General features: G+C 59.0%; 12 protein-coding genes. 8 read left to right on the top strand and 4 right to left on the bottom strand.

Going from position 1 to position 15557, the window contains the following annotated elements:
* Nucleotides 1-21: 21 nt before the first annotated feature.
* Both AAAX34_RS00155 and AAAX34_RS00150 read right to left on the bottom strand, forming a co-directional pair.
* Nucleotides 22-2271, bottom strand: coding sequence for a KUP/HAK/KT family potassium transporter (locus AAAX34_RS00155; RefSeq protein WP_349109593.1), 2250 nt, complete (start codon nucleotides 2269-2271; stop codon nucleotides 22-24).
* A 140-nt stretch (nucleotides 2272-2411) separates the two neighbouring features.
* A complete protein-coding gene (locus AAAX34_RS00150) occupies nucleotides 2412-3323 on the bottom strand; it encodes a DMT family transporter (protein ID WP_349109592.1) in 912 nt (303 codons plus the stop codon).
* Nucleotides 3324-3420: 97 nt separating this feature from the next.
* Between AAAX34_RS00150 and AAAX34_RS00145 the strand changes: the two genes are divergently transcribed.
* From AAAX34_RS00145 to AAAX34_RS00120, 6 genes are all read left to right on the top strand, one after another.
* A complete protein-coding gene (locus AAAX34_RS00145) occupies nucleotides 3421-4299 on the top strand; it encodes a LysR family transcriptional regulator (RefSeq protein ID WP_349109591.1) in 879 nt (292 codons plus the stop codon).
* A 201-nt stretch (nucleotides 4300-4500) separates the two neighbouring features.
* Complete coding sequence (locus AAAX34_RS00140) at nucleotides 4501-5982, top strand: aminotransferase class I/II-fold pyridoxal phosphate-dependent enzyme (RefSeq protein WP_349109821.1); 1482 nt, start codon at nucleotides 4501-4503, stop codon at nucleotides 5980-5982.
* A 226-nt stretch (nucleotides 5983-6208) separates the two neighbouring features.
* Nucleotides 6209-7243, top strand: coding sequence for an amidohydrolase family protein (locus AAAX34_RS00135; RefSeq protein WP_161145033.1), 1035 nt, complete (start codon nucleotides 6209-6211; stop codon nucleotides 7241-7243).
* Between the two features lie 26 nt (nucleotides 7244-7269).
* Nucleotides 7270-8517: a hypothetical protein gene (locus AAAX34_RS00130; protein WP_349109590.1), complete on the top strand. Its 1248-nt coding sequence runs from the start codon at nucleotides 7270-7272 to the stop codon at nucleotides 8515-8517.
* Between the two features lie 18 nt (nucleotides 8518-8535).
* A complete protein-coding gene (locus AAAX34_RS00125) occupies nucleotides 8536-9654 on the top strand; it encodes a hypothetical protein (protein WP_349109589.1) in 1119 nt (372 codons plus the stop codon).
* Nucleotides 9655-9847: 193 nt separating this feature from the next.
* A complete protein-coding gene (locus AAAX34_RS00120; RefSeq protein ID WP_349109588.1) occupies nucleotides 9848-11290 on the top strand; it encodes a PTS transporter subunit EIIC in 1443 nt (480 codons plus the stop codon).
* 123 nt (nucleotides 11291-11413) lie between these two features.
* On the opposite strand, the gene AAAX34_RS00115 is transcribed toward AAAX34_RS00120, so the two are convergent.
* Both AAAX34_RS00115 and AAAX34_RS00110 read right to left on the bottom strand, forming a co-directional pair.
* Nucleotides 11414-12337, bottom strand: coding sequence for a LysR family transcriptional regulator (locus tag AAAX34_RS00115; RefSeq protein ID WP_349109587.1), 924 nt, complete (start codon nucleotides 12335-12337; stop codon nucleotides 11414-11416).
* 36 nt (nucleotides 12338-12373) lie between these two features.
* Entirely contained in the window at nucleotides 12374-12784 is a 411-nt protein-coding gene (locus tag AAAX34_RS00110) for a peptide deformylase (protein WP_217107679.1), read from the bottom strand.
* 271 nt (nucleotides 12785-13055) lie between these two features.
* Between AAAX34_RS00110 and AAAX34_RS00105 the strand changes: the two genes are divergently transcribed.
* Together AAAX34_RS00105 and AAAX34_RS00100 are read left to right on the top strand one after the other, a co-directional pair.
* Nucleotides 13056-14405 (top strand): MFS transporter, encoded by a 1350-nt coding sequence (locus tag AAAX34_RS00105; protein WP_349109586.1) that lies wholly within the window; start codon nucleotides 13056-13058, stop codon nucleotides 14403-14405.
* Between the two features lie 152 nt (nucleotides 14406-14557).
* Nucleotides 14558-15469 (top strand): hypothetical protein, encoded by a 912-nt coding sequence (locus AAAX34_RS00100; RefSeq protein WP_035137032.1) that lies wholly within the window; start codon nucleotides 14558-14560, stop codon nucleotides 15467-15469.
* Nucleotides 15470-15557: the final 88 nt, after the last annotated feature.

The raw sequence follows: 15557 nt of genomic DNA, 5'->3' as shown, positions 1-15557 counted from the left end.
TGTCGTTGATTTGTGACGTCGCTAGAAGTTGGCGTCGTTGAGTTGTTCGCTCTCGAGGCCGTCGAGCAGTTGCTGTTCGGGCGTATCGGCGACGCTCTCGAGCAACTCGGTGGGGTCGACGTTCATGTTCCTACCGGCTTCGTTGCCGTTGACCAGGTCGTCCGAGAAGATATCGACTTCCATTTCCTCGGCCTCTTCGATCTGAACCTCGAGCGGCACCTGGGTGCGTACGAGCTTAACGGCCGGGCGCATGCGGGCAAACAGCGGCACGTACTCGATGATGATGGCCGAGTTCTCAAGACCGTACCAGCGCGCCGGGCTTCCGCAGGCGCGGCGGACGGCATACTTGATGGCCATCACGCGGTGGTCGTTGCGGTTGATGTCCGTTTCGGGGGCAAGCATCTTGCGCAGCATGCAAAAGCGGAAGTCACCCACGTTGCCGCGGGTCTCGTAGATGGAGTAGGTGTGATGTTGCGGCGGCAGCTCGCCCGATGCCATCAGGTCGCCGACGATCTGACGCAGGTAGGCATTAACGCGCTGGTTGACCTTAAAGCCCAGGTCCAGGCGCACGCGGAACAAAAAGTCCGTGCCAAAGGTCTCGACGGAATACTCGTGCGTATAGGGTTCGTCGGTAACGTGCACGTTGATGAACCAATATGCCTTGGCGCGCTTGGGGTGCTTGTCCAGGATGGAATAGAGCACGTCGCGGTCGAGCGTGAGCGGATCGGGGCTGTTGGTGAGGAACACCAGGTTGTCGGCGAGCACGGGGTAGGTCTCGTCGTTGCGCAGACGGTTGAGCTGATCGATGTACTTGGAGACGGGCAGCAGGATCGTCTGCGTGCGCTCGATGGCGGTGCCGCGGCGCCACACGTACATAAGGCCAAACAGCAGTGCGGCCAAGAAGATCATCACATAGCCGCCGTCAAAGAACATGGTGAGGCACGAGGCGAAGAAGCACAGCTCAATGGCACCAAAGAGCAGGGCGAAGACGCAGGCACCCAGCCTGTGCTTGAGGATGCCGGCGATGTAGCTCGTCAAAAGCGTCGTGGTCATGAGCATGGTCACGGTAATGGCGAGGCCGTAGGCGCTCTCCATGCGCTCGGAGTTTTGGAACAGCAGCACGATGAAGATGCAGCCGACCCACATGATGTTGTTGACGAGCGGAATATAGAGCTGCCCCTTGGTGTCGCTGGGGTAGTGGATGCGCAGATGCGGCATAAGGTTGAGACGCGTTGCCTCGGATACCAGCGAGAACGAGCCGGTGATGAGCGCCTGCGAGGCAATGATGGCCGCCACGGCCGAAAGCACGATGGCAAAGGGGCGCAGGGGCTCGGGAAGCATCATATAGAACGGGTTGACGATATCCATCGCGAGCATCTGGGGATTGGAATTGTTGGCGAGCAGCCAAGCGCCCTGACCCAGATAGTTAAGGATGAGGGCCGCCTTTACGAACGGCCAGGATGCGTAAATGTTAGCCTTGCCCACGTGACCCATGTCCGAATAGAGCGCCTCGGCGCCGGTCGTCGACAGGAAGACGAAGCCGAGCGCCATGATGCCCGAGTGGTTGATGGGCGAGAACAGGAACATGATGCCGCGGATGGGGTTGAGCGCGCGCAAGATGGACAGGTTGCCGAGCATGTTGAACAGGCCGGCGCCTGCCAGGAACAGGAACCACAGCGTCATGAGCGGGCCGAACAGCTTGCCGATCGACGAGGTACCGGCGCGCTGCATGGCAAACAGGCCGCAGATAATGATGATGGTGATGATGATTACGTTGGTCTGGCCGTCACCCAAAAGCGCATGGCCCCACTCGATAGTGCGCAAGCCCTCGATGGCCGTGGTAACCGTGACGGCGGGGGTGAGGATGCCGTCGGCGAGCAGCGCCGCGCCGCCGATCATGGCGGGAAGGATCAGCCACGGCGCCACCTTGCGCACCAAGCTAAACAGGGCGAAGATGCCGCCCTCGTTGTGGTTATCGGCCTTCATGGCGATAACCACGTACTTGACCGTGGTCACGAGCGTCATGGTCCAGATGACGAGCGAAAGCGCGCCCAGGATCATGTCCTCGCTGACGGTACCGATGCCGCCGTTGTTGGCGACGATTGATTTCATGGTGTACATGGGGCTCGTGCCGATGTCGCCATAGACGACGCCGAGCGTTACGAGCAGCATGCCAGCGGAGAGGGGGATGGCTCCGTGCCCGCCTTGACCACGCTGGTCTTGGGGGCTTGCCTCCAGTTTGTTGTGTGCCACGTGGACTCCCTTAGACATCCGGTTATCTGTCTAAGACAGATAACCTTTATGCCGTCTTTATACATACAAGAGCAGTTTGGCACATCAGGTTATTTTAGACAATAATCCCCAGCTGGGGATTATTTATCTACGCAGGTAGCATTTCAAAGCAGGGGCTTTTAAGCACGTGCTGTCTGGGCGATGCCAGCCTTGGCGTTTGCGCGTTTGCCGGCGAGTTCGCAAAAAATCGCGCCGCCGATGATAAGCGCGGCGCCCATCAGGCGGTGCGGTGTTATGGCTTCACCCAAAAGGGCGGCCGAGAACACGACCGCCGAAAGCGGCTCGAGGTAGCCGACGACGGCGACGGTCTGGACGGGCAGCTTGGCGACGGCGCTAAAGTAGAGCAGGCAACCAATGCCGGTGTTGACGACGCCGAGCATAGCGACGGCGCGCCAATCAATACTGGCGGCGACGCCGGCGGACAGGAACGAGGGAGCGCCCTGCGTGATGAGCGTGAGGACCAGTGCGGTCACAAAGGCGGCGCTCACCTGGAGCGCGGAGTTCTCGAGGCCCTCGATGTGCGGCGCACCCTTGCTGGCGATGACCATCAATGCATAGCAGAAGGCCGAGGCGATTCCACAGACGATGCCCGCAATGGGCATATTGCCGCCTAGACCTTGCGCTGCAATGAGAAAAGCGCCACAAGCAACGGCGACAAAGCCGGCGATTTTGCCGCCGGTCAGCTTTTCGCCAAAGATGAGCGGGGAGAGCGCCATGACAATGATGGGGCCGCAGTAGTACAGCAGCGAGGATACGCCGACGCCGATCGTCTGGTAGGCGCGGAACAGAAAAATCCAGCTGGCGCCCAGCGCAGCTCCCGAGAGGAGGAGGGCCGCGGCTTCGCGGGGACGAGATGGCGCCTGCAACTTATGGTGTTGGGTAGTGGCGAGGATGGTTACAAGCGAGAGGGTTCCCAGAAAAGTGCGCAGCAGCACGATATCGGAGCTCGGCAGTGCGATAGCTGCGGCGATGATGCCGTTAGAGCCAAACAACAGTAATGCTGCTAAGTATGTAAACAGTCCGTTGTTCATGCGCTGACATCCCCTCTATATCCGAACATGTTCACTATGTGTGAACTGGCTTTAGAAGAAAAGCGAATATAATGCATGGAAAACATGACAAAAACTCATGCAAGGGTGGGGACGTGCCGTGGAGACCAATATCCAAAAGATGCAAGTGCTGCTCGAGACGGTGCGTGCCGGCAGCTTTACGCGTGCTGCAGAGCGGCTGAGCTATTCGCAGTCGGGCGTGAGCCGCATGGTGGGCGACCTTGAGGCAGACTGGGGTTTTAAGGTGCTTGATCGCAGCCGAGAGGGCGTGGTGCTTTCTGCCGACGGGCGGCAGGTCATGCCGGCAGTCGAGGCGTTATGCGAAGAGTTTGGCCGCCTGCAGCGACGGGTGGATGAGATGCGTGGACTCATGCGCGGCAAAATCTGCATCGGTACGTTTTCGAGTGTGGCGACCCACGTGCTGCCGCCGGTGATTGCGCGCTTTCGCGCCGATCATCCGGATGTCGATTACGAGCTGCTGATGGGTGATTACTCCGAGATTGAGCAATGGGTGGCGGAAGGCCGCTGCGACCTGGGCTTTATTCCGCGCGAGCCACGCGGCGCCGGCATGGCGTCGCGACCGTTGGTGCAAGACGAGCTGATGGCCGTGGTGCCAGCGGACTCCTCGCTTGCCACCGCGGAGGTCGTTTCCCTTGCCGATTTGGCCAACGAGCAGTTTATTCTGCTAGAACGCGGCACCGATGACGAGATTACGCCGCTGTTCCGTCGGGCGGGGCTGACGGTGTGCTCCAAGCTGTCGACCTGGGATGATTATGCGATTATGGCTATGGTCGAGGACGGCCTGGGCGTGAGCATTCTTCCCGCGCTCATCTTGCGCCGTTGTCAGTTCGATGTTGCCGTGCGTTCGCTCGAGGGACATCCCCATCGGCAGATCAACGCCATATATCGAACGGCCGATGTTTCGCTTGCCGCCGTCCGTTTTCTCGAATACCTCTAAACGTGTACACGCCATTGTTTGCTTTGGGCAGATTTCGGAGTCCGATACATTTTCTTATGAAATTGAACTTTCGAATGAGGTACGGCGTTATACTGCTTGCTAAATTGAACCATGGTTCAATTCGTGTTCTATAAATTGAACTTTGCCAGCAAGGAGGTTCTAGTGGCCCAAGAGACGTTTAGCGATCGCCTGCGACAGGCTATGTCCGATCGCGACGTTCGCCAGTCGGACGTGATCCGCGCATCGGAGATGCTCGGCAAAAAACTCGGCAAGAGTCAGATGAGCCAATATGTGAGCGGCAAGACGATCCCGCGGCGCGATGTGGCTGAGCTGCTCGCCCGTATTTTGGAGGTTGATGTTACCTGGCTGCTTGCCGGCGACGCCGATCAAGGCGAGGCATCATCACCCCGCAACGATTCCAAGCCCGAACCCCATCCCTCAGCTCAAATTGCAAGGAGCACCACCATGCGTACTTTTTCTAAATCCACCAAGCTCGATAACGTCCTGTATGACGTGCGCGGTCCCGTCGTCGACGAGGCTGCCCGTATGGAGGACGAGGGCGAGCGCATCCTCAAGCTCAATATCGGCAACCCGGCGCCCTTCGGTTTCCGCACGCCCGATGAGGTCATCAAGGACATGCGCCAGCAGCTGCCCGACTGCGAAGGCTATTCCAACTCGCGCGGCCTGTTCTCTGCGCGCAAGGCGATCATGCAGTATTCGCAGATCAAAGGCCTGCCCAACGTTCAGATGGAGCATATCTACACGGGCAACGGCGTGTCCGAGCTCATTCAGCTTTCGATGAACGCACTGCTCGACAATGGCGACGAGATTCTGATCCCCAGCCCCGACTATCCGCTCTGGACGGCGTGCGCAACCCTTGCCGGCGGTCATCCTGTGCACTATCTGTGCGATGAGCAGGCGGATTGGTATCCCGACTTGGAGGATATGGAGTCCAAGATTACGAGCGCGACCAAGGCTCTCGTCATCATCAACCCCAACAACCCCACGGGATCCGTCTATCCGCGCGAGGTGCTCGAGGGTATCGTCGAGGTTGCACGCAGGCATCAGCTGATGATCTTTGCCGATGAGATCTACGACCGCCTGTGCATGGACGGCTACGAGCACGTCTCGATTGCCTCGCTCGCCCCCGACCTGCCCTGCGTCACCTTTAGCGGTCTGTCCAAGTCGCACATGATCGCGGGCTATCGTATTGGCTGGATGGTGCTTTCGGGCAACCAGCGCTGCATGAGCGACTTCATCATGGGCATCAACATGCTCTCCAACATGCGCCTGTGCTCCAACGTGCCGGCTCAGTCGATCGTTCAGACGGCACTCGGCGGACATCAGTCCGTTAACGACTACATCCGTCCTGGCGGCCGTGTCTACGAGCAGCGCAACTTTGTGTATGAGGCGCTCAGCAAGATTGACGGCATCTCGGTGGTTAAGCCGCGCGCGGCGTTCTACATCTTCCCCAAGATGGATGTGAAGAAGTTCAACATCACCGATGACGAACAGTTTGCCCTCGACCTGCTGCACGAGAAGAAGATCCTGATCACGCGCGGTGGCGGCTTCAACTGGGCTGAGCCCGACCACTTCCGTATCGTGTACCTGCCGCGCATGGAAGTGCTCAAAGAGTCCCTCGAAGACCTCGCCGACTTCTTCGATCACTACCGCCAGGCGTAACGGCAAAGGTAGCCTGTAATGAAACGGTCGGCCCGCAACGGATGCGGGCCGACCGTTTTTTGTCTAAGCCCGTGCTGTTAGCGCTTGTCTCGTTGAGCGGGCGAGGTTCGCGTGTGAGCGGTAAGTTCTATTCCAAAATGGAATACAGTAGGCTTAAGCTGGAATTGATGTCCGGGTACCTGCTTTTCTAGAATGTTTTCAACAAGATGAAAGGCGGTTCCAACCAATGATTATCGATGCAAATTCCTACTGGTTCGACGAGCACATCTTTCATGACGAGACGCTCTGCGAACAGTTTTTGGCCGAGGTACCCCGCGCCTATGACACCGAAGGCTATCTGACCATGAATTCCGCCGGCAAACGACAGATCGTGATCGAGATGCCTGCCGGTTCTCCGGGTCTTAACTACATTGAGGGCGACTACACCCTCGAGAAGCGCTTGGCCGATATGGATGAGGCGGGGGTCGACAAGGCGATCCTCAAGCTCCCCGGCTGCCACGAGTGGATGTCGCTCGAGATGTGCCGGCGTTTCAACGACGGTATGGCTGCTGACGCGAAGGCGTCAAATGGCCGTCTGATTCCGCTTGTCGCCGTGCCGCCCTTTGGCACCAAAGCGAATTTGGAGGAGCTCGACCGCAGGCTCGACGATGGTTTTGCGGGCGTGCAGCTCTGCGCTCACTACGGCAAGCGCTATCTCGACGACCAGGTCTTCTCGAGCTTTTTCGAGCACCTGAACGAACGCCATGTCACCGTTTACGTGCACCATGTTCCCGTGCCGGTCGAGAACGAGTCGCTTCTCGCGTACGACAACCTTCGCCGCTCTTATGGCCGCTGCGTCGACCAAACTACGGCGATCGGCCGAGAGATCTTTGGTGATTTCTTTGAGCGCTATCCCAATATCAAGATGGTCCACTCCATGCTCGGCGGCGCATACTTTGCGTTCAAGGAGATGCTGCTGCCTCATGGTCCCAAGCGCCCTGATGCTTCTGGCCGTTTTCAGGTCGATACCGAGACCGTTTCCAGGCACCTCGAGAACAACATCTATTTCGACATGTCCCATGCCCAGCCTTGGGGCAAGACACTCCTCGCCTGCGCGGTTGACGTGCTGGGTGCAGACCATATTGTTTTTGGCACGAGCTATCCCGTCAAACGCGAGTGGCTCACCGAGGGTGTCGCCTGCGTTCGCGCTGCAAATCTGAGCGATACAGACAGCGACCTTGTGCTTGGCGGTACGGCGCAGCAACTGTACGGTGTCGAGTGAGCGGCAATCAGAGGGGAGTATCTGCCATGGGCGAAGGAGAGATGAGGGCTGGGGCCGCTCGTGTGGCCATCGATCTTGGGGACGTGTTGCCGTTCGACGGTTTCGACGAACTCCGTCATGAGGTCTTCGCCCGTGCCCTTATCATCGAGGGGACGGGGCGACGCGCCTGCGTCCTTTCGCTTGAGGTCACCTCGATCGCTCCGGCTCTACTCGCCGATCTGCGTGAGGTTGTTGAGGATGCCGCCAATTGCAGCGGTGCTTATTCTTGGGTGGTTCCTACCCACACGTTTTCCATGCCTCACGTCCGCACTCCCGGGCATCTTGCCGACGATGCTACCCGCAATCGCAACGAGCGCTATCGCGCAGCGCTCGTCGCTGCCGCCCGCACGGCTGTCGAGCGCGCTGTTGCGGGCATTCACTCTGCCACGCTCGCCACTGTGGAGGGCGAATGCCCCGTGAACGTTAATCGCGACATTGAGACGCCTGCCGGCTGGTGGTTGGGCTCGAATCCCAGGGGGTTTGCCGACCACACGATGCCCGTACTCGCCATAAGGGATGCCGGGGGCGAGTATGTTGCCGTGCTCGCGACGGCGGACGTTCAGCCCTCCGTGCTCGACGGGTCGCGCGACTCCGAGGGGAGGCGCATGGCGAGCGGAGACCTCTTTGGTTTTGCCGCCATGTCACTCGAGCGCGAGCTGGGCGGCGTTGCCCTGTTGCTGCCAGGCGCCGCGGGCGACCAAGGTCCGGCGGAGCGCGCCATGAACGTCATGTTCGATGCGGCCGGCGTTAAGCAGACGGTCGATGCCCATGAGGACGGATACCGCATGCTGCACCAGCAGGGGCAGGCCTTGGGCAATGCTTTGATCGAGGCCGCTCGCATGGCGCGTGAGGATGACGCTACCGGCATCGATGCCCGCACGGTCGACGTTCTCCTGCCCGCTCAGACACGCGCCGATTTTCACTCTTTGGCTCCGCACCGAACGTATGAGTTTCATGCCGCTGGCGAGCAGCGCACGAGGGTCTATCTGCTCCGGCTGGGAAACGTCGAGCTTGTCGGCGTACAACCCGAGGTCTCGAGTGCATTCGGCGCCACTGTGCGCGCCGCCCGGTCCGGCTCTGTGTTCTTTGCCACGCTCGTCAACGGCGGACAGAAGTACCTACCGGCTCCCGACGCGTACGAAAAAATCACCTATGAGGCTATGAACTCCGGTTTTGCCGCCGGATCCCATGAGCGCCTCGTCGAAATCATCATTGCCGCCTTGAATGCGGCGTGACACAGAAGGAGAACGTGCATGAACATTGGACACGCGCGCCGCAAAATTACCCCACAGGGCGACATCTACCTGATTGGCTACCGCAATCTTCCCAACCGTCTTGAACCTGCGACGGGCGTCCATGATGACGTCTTCGCCAACGCCATCCTCTTCCAGCAAGGCGAACGTGAAGTGTTTCTTTTTAATGCCGATGTCCTCGAGTTCGAGGAAAGCATGGCCGAGGAAGTCAAGACAATGCTCGCCGAGCGCTATGGAATCGACCGTGACTGCGTTTTGCTCTCGGCGACGCACGACCATACTTCAATCGTCGCTTACCACCGCAGCTGGTGGACGGGAAAATTCGACGAGAACTACTACCGCTGGTTCCTCGATATCATTTGCCAATGCTTTGAGGAGTGCCGCGCCAACGCACAGCCCGCGATTTGTCGCTTGGGCAAGCAGGTCATCACCGGTTTCTACGACAACCGCATCATCCCAGGTGAACTCGCCGACAATGAGGTCATTGTCGTATCGTTCTTCGATACCGAAGGCAAGCCATTTGCGGGCTTTGTGAACTGGGCGGTGCATTCCGCTTGCGTCGGACCCGACTGCACGGAGCTCACGAGCGAACTCGCCGGTCTTACCGGCAAAAAGCTCGCTCAGAGTCTTGGTTACTATCCGGCCATGGTCGTCGGTGCTGCTGGCGACTGTAGCGACCGCAATTTTCGCCAGGGACGCGGCATTCCCGAGGTCGAGCGCGTTTCGACCGGTCTTGCCGAGGCGATTTCCCAGATCAAGCTCGATCGCGAGGTCGTTCTCGACCGCATCGAGCCTCAGACGTTCTATCACACCGTTGCCCATGACGACTTTTCGCTCACGCTTAAGTGTGCCGTCATCAGTTTGGGCGGCCTGCATCTCTTTGTGTTCCCGAGTGAGCTCGGCAGCGACCTGGGTATTCGCATGAAGCGCGAATGCCCGGTCGAGGGAATAGTTTGCGGTTACACCAACGGCTATTTCGAGTATTTCCTTCCGGCACGCGAGTACGGCCTCTCCTTTGAGACCGAGCGTACTCAGATTCCCCAGGGCGAACCGGAACGTCTGTGTGACAAGTTCTGCCAGACGACGAGACTTCTCGGCGCAGCAGATTCGCGTCTGTAGACCTGATTGCGTGACATGGGCCAATGAGGCTCCCTGCCATGTGATCGGCATCTTCCATCTTCTCTGCCGTTTCCCATCCCGGGCGTACGTGCGTCCGCGGATTACAAAGGGGGAAGCGGGTTCCTTGCCCTCCCACGTCGACTACGGAGGCCTGAAATCGATGCTATACCCCGCTCAGAAAAAGGAGAATTCCATGAAATACCAGAAGCTTTGCGATGAAATCATCACAAAGGTCGGTGGTCGAGACAATGTGTTAGACGTGAGCCACTGCATTACGCGTCTCCGCTTCCACCTCAAGGATGAATCACTTGTCCAGACCAATGAACTTAAGGCGACGAAGGGCGTCGTTGACGTCATCCAGGCTGGGGGACAGTATCAGGTCGTGATTGGTGCCACTGTCGAGGCTGTCTACAACGACCTTGTTCAGATTGGCGGGTTCGACACCAAGCCCGCGCTCGATATCGATGAGGGCGACAATGTCAAGAAGGGCGATCCGTTCTCGCGCCTGCTCGCCATCATTTCCGAGATTCTGCAGCCGGTTCTTGGCGTGCTTATGGCCGGTGGCTTTATCAAGTCGATGCTCGCGCTCTGCACGGTTGCCGGTTGGCTTGCCAAGGACAGCAATACCTATGTGACGCTCTCGGCAATCGGAGATTCGGTCTTCTATTACTTTCCGCTAATCATTGGCTGGACGTCGGCCAAGAAGTTCGGACTTAAGCCCGTTATGGGAATGGCGCTCGGTGGTATCCTCGTCTACCCGACGCTCGTTGGCCTTATGGGCGGAGATCCGCTCTACACGCTCGGCGCCGGCACGGTCTTCGAGTCCAATGTCTACGGTGATATTTTTGGCATCCCGCTGATCATGCAGAATTACTCATCGACGATTCTGCCCGCGATCTTTATCGTCTGGATTGCCTCCAAGGTACACAAGGCCCTTTCTAACGCGCTGCCCGCGCTTGTGAGCTCGTTCTTCTCCAACATCCTGACGCTCCTCATTTGCGGCATCCTTGGCCTGCTTGTGGTCGGTCCGGTCATGACGGTCCTCTCCAATATCGTTGCCCAGATCATTCTGATGCTCATCAACTTCCAACCCGCCATCGCCGGCTTCGTCATCGGCACGTTCTGGAGCCTGCTCGTCATGTTCGGCCTGCACTGGGGTATCATCCCGCTGTGGTTCCTCGATGTCGCAACCTACGGCTATGACCTCATTAACCCGCTCGTGTATGCAGGCGGTTGTGCCATCGCCGGCGCTGTGCTTGGCATGATCATCCGAACCAAGGACTCCGAGGAAAATGCTGCCGTCAACATTCCCGCCCTTGTCTCTTCGATTTTCGGTGTCAACGAGCCTGCGCTTTACGCCATCTTGCTGCCGCGTAAGCGCCTTATGTGGGCAACCTTTATTTCCGCTGGTGTAGGCGGCGCCATTGCCGGCCTCATGGGTGCCAAGCTCTATGCCTTCGGCGCCTCCGGCCCGCTCGGTTTCCCGAGCTTTATTAACCCTGCCGGCATCGACACGGGCTTTATCGGCCTTGTCATCTCCGGTGTGGTCGCTTTCGTTCTGGCTCTTGTCGCCGCTATGGTGATCGGTACCAAGAAGGACGAGGGCGGTAAGGCACTCAACATCTCGGTGGACTAGTCTTTCTGCGCACTTTAACTAAATATGCCTCGGACGGCGACGTGCCGCCCGAGGCATATTTGTATTGTGTGCCGTTGTCAGCGTGTTTGCGGACACGGGTCTGCGGTTGTGGAGCAGCGGGGATTATGACGGTCGTGCCGCGGTGGAAGATGTACGGTCGCCCTGCAGGAGCTGACGGTAGGGGAGGAAGCCGATGAACGAGACGACCGCCTGCGAGTGCGCGGCGTTCCGCTTGAGGTAGAGCCTGACCTCGGAGGTCGTCGCGGGCTCAAGCGGCACCAGGGCTACCTTTCCGCTGGCAAGCGATTCCGCCGGCTTGCGCATGAGGAATGAGACACCGGCGCCGCGTGCGACAAGAGAGATGATGTTCTCGGCTCGTTTGCCGGTGAACGTAACACGTGGGCCAAATCCAGCTTCGCGGCAAATGGAAAGGACGAGCTCGCTTACGAACGAGCCTTGGGGAAGCATGAGGAAATTCTCGTCGATAAGGTCGTCTATCTCGACGGTGTCACGTTCGGCGAGTGGATGGTCGAGCGGAAGGACGGCCACGAGCCGGTCGGTCGTAAAGGGAATCTTTTTGAACTCCGGCTCGATGGCGCCGCTGTCACGGATGAAGGCCAGGTCAATGTCCTCGTGTAGGAGCATGCGCTTGAGTGTGTCGCCCTCGCCTTCGATGAGCTCGACAGAATATGAGGGGTTCGCCTGCTGAAAATCGATGACGGCGTCCGTAATCCCATAAGGGGCCATAATGGGGATAGAACCTACGGTGAGGTGCTCGAGCGGCTCACCTGCACCTATTTGAATGGCGGCAAGATAGCGGTGCTGAAGCGTCGCAATTTTTTGCGCATAGGGGAGGAGCGCTTCACCTTGCGCGGTGAGTGTTACGTGGCGCTGGCTTCGATCGATGAGCTTGCAGCCGAGTTCGTGCTCCATTGCCATGATGTGCTTGGAGAGGGTTGATTGCGACATGAAAAGCAGTTCCGCCGCATCAAGAAACGTGCGTGACTGCGCTAAGATGGCGAATTCGCCAAAGCGGCTGATATCCATAGGGAGGCCTCCGGTACCCTCATTTTGGCAGGTGGCCTAAACCACGACGCCATTGCAGTGGTCGATTTCGTGTTGGATGATCTCGGCGGTGTAGCCCGAGAAGTTTTTGATGCGGTGGACGAAGTTCTCGTCCAAATACTCAACCTTAATGCGGCGATAGCGGGTACAGGGACGCTCGCCGATCAGCGAGAGGCATCCTTCGCTCGTCTGATAGGCATTGACCTGCTCAAGAATTTGAGGGTTGTACATCAGGAGTGTCCTGTTGCCGTCCTTTACGCAGATGATGCGTTTGCGCACGCCGATCATGTTGGCGGCGAGGCCCACGCACTCGTGCTCATGCTCGTGGAGCGTATCCAGGAGATCCTGCCCGGTTGCGGCATCGTCGGGTCCCGCGTCTTCGGAAGGCAGACGCAAAAAGAACTCGGATTTCATGATGGGCTTAATCATGGCGGGCTCCTCATGTCTTATGCTTTCGTGGACTTTTAATAATAGCGCGGAAGGAAAGCTGTGCGTCCGCGTTACAATCTTTCGATGTTGGACCATGTTGCCAGATTCGTCGTGTACGGCGTCTGGCGTAAGTCTAGGGCTCATTTTTCGCCCTGGACCGTTCCTCTGGGGCGATGCGACTGTCGTTCCAAGAGGAAGGAAATGCATGGGGAGCAAATCTCAGCAACAAGTTCAAGTAACGCCATCGGCCTCTGCGGCGATTCTCGTCGTAATGTATATTGCAGCCTTTGTTGCCGCGTTTAACGAGAACATCATTAACGTGGCGTTGCACGACATTATGGCGGCCTTTTCGGTGAGTGCCACCACGGCGCAGTGGCTCGTCTCGGGCTACATGATTGTGACGTCGATCTTTACGGCCATCATGGCCTTCCTGTCCGGCCGTTTCTCGACGCGCAAGCTGTTATTTTTCGCATGCGGATGTATGGTCGCCGGCGAAGTCCTGTGCCTGGTCGCTCCGTCGTTTAGCGTTTTGCTGCCAAGTCGTATTTTGCAGGCTGCGGGATCGGGCATCTTGTTCCCGCTCATGATGAACGTGGTGCTGTCTTGCGCCCCGCGCGAGAAGCTCGGTCTGTATCTGAGCCTGGGCGGCGCCTGCATTACGCTAGGGCCGGCGTTTGGACCCGTGATCAGCGGTCTAATGTGCACGTTATTTGGCTGGAGGGCGGTGTTCGTAGTGCCGCTGGTGGGCGGTATTGCGGTCGCTGCGGCGGGCGTAAAGCTCGTTCAGAATGTCGGAGAGCGCTCGAACACCACGCTTGATATTCTGTCGGTTGTTTTGCTCGCCGCCGGCATTACGGCATTTGTGTATTCCGTAGGCGAGTTCTCGACCAATCTGACCACCGGCATCGCGACGCTCTTCGCCGCCGTTGTGCTGCTCGGCCTGTTTGCGGCCCGTCAGCTCAAGCTCGAGCATCCGGTGCTTAACGTGCGTCCCATGGCGAGCGTTCGCTTTTGGCCTGCGTGCCTGCTTGTGGTGGTGTCGATGATGACGACGTTCTCGATGAGCGTTTTGTTGCCGCTCTATTTTGAGGGCGCATACGGCATGACCGCACTTGTTGCGGGCCTGCTCATTTTGCCGGCGATTGCCTGCAACGCCGTGACCTCGATTGTGGGCGGACGCGTGATGGACGCCCGTGGTGCATGGCCGCTGCTGCCGGTCGGCTTTGCCCTGATTGCCGTGGGGCAGACTGCCATCTCGATGACGGCGGCAAGCATGAACATCGGCGTCGTCGTGGCGCTGACCGTTGTGGTGTATGCCGGAGTCGGTTTGGTGCTGAGCCCCTCGCAGACGGTCGGCTTGGAGACGCTACCCGCCGCTGAACATCCTCACGGAACGGCATTGCTTAACACGTGGAATATGATTGCCGCATCGTTTGGCCCGTCGCTGTTTATCGGTCTGCTCTCGAGTTCTGCCGCGACCGCCGACGCCGCTGGCGCTGCGACGGACGTTGCCCAGGCGATTGGATTTGCAGCTGCCGTGCGTGTGGCGGCTGTAATTGCCGTGGTCGGGTTCGTGGCGTCGCTGGTGTACGCTCGTCGCGAGTCGCACATGTCGCATTAATGTGTGCACATAGATTCTGCAGCTAGATTGGATGGCGACACCATAAACTAATGGACGTTTTGCCGAGAGGCATGAATGTTTAAAGCGCAAAGAGTGCGCGACGGGCCCCGCGAATGGGGCGATGATGCCCGAGAGGGCCAAGAAGGAGTCTCATGTCCGAGAACGAAGAGATCATGAACGAGACCGAGAACGAGACCATGGCTGCCGAGGTCGAGGCAGTCGAGACCGTGGAGACCGAAGCTGCCGAGGTTGAGGCTGCTGACGAGGTTTCCGCCGAGGAGGAGGCCGAGGTTGTCGAGGCCGCCGTTGATTACGATGACGAAGAGCTGATGGACAAGATGCAGAAGGCCGCCCGCCTGCTGCGTAGCCGTCGCTTTGCTATTTCTAAGGAGGAGGAGGCCAAGGCCGAGCGCATGGCGAACATCGAGCGCGCCATCAAGCTTCTTGACCTCAAGCCCAAGATGGAGCAGAAGGAAATGTCCGACCTGCTGGGCATGCGCCTCCGTGAGCTCGATGGCCTGATGGCCGAGGCCGAGGCTGCCGATCTGGTCGGCCGCATCGACGACGCCGAGGGCGATATGCGCAAGATCGTCGTCTTCGCTGCCGAGGATGCCGCTGAGGGCCTGGTCGAGCTTGCCAACAAGAAGGAGAAGCTCCTGCCCGAGCTTTCTTACGAGGAGGCCACCGAGCTGATGGCCGCTCTCGATAAGGTTATCGCTCCGCTCGTCGCCATGGGCCTGGACGAGGATCGCGGTCCTCGCGGCGGCCGTGACGACCGTGGTGGCCGTGGCGGCGACCGTGGCGGTCGCGGCGGCTTTGGCGATCGTGGTGGCCGTGGCGGCGACCGTGGCGGTCGCGGTGGCGATCGCGGTGGCCGCGGCGGCTTTGGTGACCGTGGCGGCGACCGTGGTGGCCGTGGCGGCTTTGGTGGCAACCGTGGTGGCTATGGCGACCGCGGCGGCAACCGTGGCGGCTTCGGCGGCAACCGTGGTAACGACCGCGGCGGTCGCGGTGGCGACCGTGGCGGCCGCAACGGTGGCGGCTTCCGCGGTAACCGTTTTTAGTTACGGCGTTTTACCAAACGCCGTAACTGGCCGACGCTGCGCGCCCACCAGAGCGACAACTTGTCATTCAAAGAGGACGGCATGACCA

It is taken from the genome of Collinsella sp. CLA-ER-H4 (assembly GCF_040092395.1).
Classification (GTDB): Bacteria; Actinomycetota; Coriobacteriia; order Coriobacteriales; family Coriobacteriaceae; genus Collinsella.
The sequence above is the reverse complement of the archived record's forward strand: the minus strand, read 5'-3'. Positions and strand labels throughout refer to the sequence as shown.

Bases quoted from the DNA above. Each gene is read 5' to 3' on its own strand.
- AAAX34_RS00155 (WP_349109593.1), bottom strand. From the start codon at position 2,271: ATGTCTAAGGGAGTCCACGTGGCACACAACAAACTGGAGGCAAGCCCC.
- AAAX34_RS00130 (WP_349109590.1), top strand. From the start codon at position 7,270: ATGGGCGAAGGAGAGATGAGGGCTGGGGCCGCTCGTGTGGCCATCGAT.
- AAAX34_RS00135 (WP_161145033.1), top strand. From the start codon at position 6,209: ATGATTATCGATGCAAATTCCTACTGGTTCGACGAGCACATCTTTCAT.
- AAAX34_RS00145 (WP_349109591.1), top strand. From the start codon at position 3,421: ATGCAAGGGTGGGGACGTGCCGTGGAGACCAATATCCAAAAGATGCAA.
- AAAX34_RS00120 (WP_349109588.1), top strand. From the start codon at position 9,848: ATGAAATACCAGAAGCTTTGCGATGAAATCATCACAAAGGTCGGTGGT.
- AAAX34_RS00110 (WP_217107679.1), bottom strand. From the start codon at position 12,784: ATGATTAAGCCCATCATGAAATCCGAGTTCTTTTTGCGTCTGCCTTCC.
- AAAX34_RS00150 (WP_349109592.1), bottom strand. From the start codon at position 3,323: ATGAACAACGGACTGTTTACATACTTAGCAGCATTACTGTTGTTTGGC.
- AAAX34_RS00140 (WP_349109821.1), top strand. From the start codon at position 4,501: ATGTCCGATCGCGACGTTCGCCAGTCGGACGTGATCCGCGCATCGGAG.
- AAAX34_RS00105 (WP_349109586.1), top strand. From the start codon at position 13,056: ATGTATATTGCAGCCTTTGTTGCCGCGTTTAACGAGAACATCATTAAC.
- AAAX34_RS00115 (WP_349109587.1), bottom strand. From the start codon at position 12,337: ATGGATATCAGCCGCTTTGGCGAATTCGCCATCTTAGCGCAGTCACGC.
- AAAX34_RS00125 (WP_349109589.1), top strand. From the start codon at position 8,536: ATGAACATTGGACACGCGCGCCGCAAAATTACCCCACAGGGCGACATC.
- AAAX34_RS00100 (WP_035137032.1), top strand. From the start codon at position 14,558: ATGTCCGAGAACGAAGAGATCATGAACGAGACCGAGAACGAGACCATG.